This window comes from Bartonella sp. AP58NXGY (genome assembly GCF_042195785.1).
Taxonomy (GTDB): domain Bacteria; phylum Pseudomonadota; class Alphaproteobacteria; order Rhizobiales; family Rhizobiaceae; genus Bartonella.
Genome location: NZ_JBHIOY010000293.1, coordinates 360 through 664, shown reverse-complemented (window position 1 = coordinate 664; position 305 = coordinate 360). Strand labels below are relative to the sequence as shown.

Annotated in this window: 1 pseudogene; it reads right to left on the bottom strand. The window is 35.1% G+C overall.

Features of this window, described 5'->3' with window-relative positions:
• Nucleotides 1-305, bottom strand: a pseudogene (locus ACFINC_RS11030) (VirB4 family type IV secretion/conjugal transfer ATPase); the annotation flags it as partial.

Here is a 305-nt window from a genome sequence, read left to right as displayed (position 1 = left end):
AAGACGACAGTCAAATACAAATCATTGACCATTAAATTATAACCAGCAAAACTTTGCCGATATTTTTCATCAAGCTGATAGCAAAACATTTGATTAAATGTTGAATCAGGATATTCATAAACACGACGGCGCACGATATGTGTCCAAAATGATAAATTAGCCGATGCAATACCCCGTAGAGTATTATTCAACTCTTTTGTCCATTGAAAAATATCCTCTTCGGAAGCACTTTGATGCGAACGACCGTCAATTTTCCAAATTGACAAATATTCCGCATTCTTCGTAGAGATAATCGTATCTGTAAT